The sequence below is a fragment of the Nocardia farcinica genome, from assembly GCF_029867845.1.
Taxonomy (GTDB): domain Bacteria; phylum Actinomycetota; class Actinomycetes; order Mycobacteriales; family Mycobacteriaceae; genus Nocardia; species Nocardia farcinica_A.
On record NZ_JARWRU010000915.1, the window covers coordinates 1 to 1,290 of the forward strand.

Genomic DNA, 1,290 nt, shown 5'->3' on the forward strand with positions numbered 1-1,290 from the left:
CTACCGCCCGGTGTACTATTTGTCCTACCGCCGATTGGGGGGTATTATTCGCCCCAGGGTATACGGGACACGGGGTCGACCCCCGGGGCCCGTCGGGGTTCCCTCGCGGGGGGCCCCTGGCTCGTGTCGTCGGTGTACACCGGCGTTCGCCGGGAATTCGCCGCAGTGACGAGCGCGACACCGCCGCGAAGACGGTGATCGGGTCGCGCCCGTCCTAGACTGGGTGGGCGTCGCGTCGTGCGGGAGAGTCCCGGTTCGCTGGCAACCGGGCGCCGAAGGAGCAACACCTCCCCGTCAACCTCTCAGGCACCAGGACCGTACGACCCTCGACGCCTCTGGAAAGCGGTGGTCGCGCGCATGCGCGTGATCGCCCGCCCACGGGGAAAGGTTCCGGCGCGCCGCCGGGGCCGAATCTCTCAGGCACCGGCGACAGAGGGGGAGGGCAGGAACCTGTCGACCCGGTCGACCCGCCCGCCTGGAGTTGCCGCCGTGACCCGATCCGACTTCGCCGACCGCCACATCGGTCCCGATGCCGCCGAACTGACCCGCATTCTGGAGGTGGTCGGTGTCGGCTCCCTCGACGAGCTGGCCGCGGCCGCGCTGCCGGCGAGCATCCTGGACGAGGCCGACGGCCCGCTGGCCGCGCTGCCGCCCGCGGTGGGCGAGCACGAGGCGCTGGCCCAGCTGGCCGCGCTGGCCGCCGCCAACACCGTCGCCACCTCGATGATCGGCCTCGGCTACTACGACACCCTCACCCCGCCGGTGCTGGTGCGCAACATCATCGAGAATCCGGCCTGGTACACCGCCTACACCCCTTACCAGCCGGAGATCAGCCAGGGCAGGCTGGAGGCGCTGCTGAACTTCCAGACCATGGTCGCCGACCTGACCGGTATGCAGGTGGCCAATGCCTCCATGCTCGACGAGGCCACCGCGGCCGCCGAGGCCATGACGCTGCTGCGCCGCGCGGGCCGGTCGAAGTCGGCCAGGCTGGTGATCGACACCGACCTGTTCCCGCAGACCCGCACCGTGCTCTACACCCGCGCCGAGCCGCTGGGCATCGAGATCGTCGAGGCCGATCTGGTCGCCGACGGGCTGCCGGAGGGCGAGTTCTTCGGCGTGGTCGTGCAGACGCCGGGCGCCTCGGGGCGGCTGGTCGACTGGTCGGCGCTGGTCGCGGCCGCGCACGAGCGCGGCGCGCTGGTCGCGGCCGGGGCGGATCTGCTGGCAACGACCCTGGTGACCCCGCCCGGCGAGCAGGGCGCCGACGCCTGCTTCGGCACCACCCAGCGG

The 1,290-nt window shown here is 72.2% G+C and carries 1 pseudogene and 1 riboswitch; the pseudogene reads left to right on the forward strand.

The features are described 5' to 3' along the window. The first annotated feature begins 230 nt into the window (after positions 1-230). Positions 231-328, forward strand: a riboswitch (glycine riboswitch). Between the two features lie 161 nt (positions 329-489). Next, positions 490-1,290: pseudogene (locus tag QH283_RS20135) on the forward strand (glycine dehydrogenase (aminomethyl-transferring)); the annotation flags it as partial.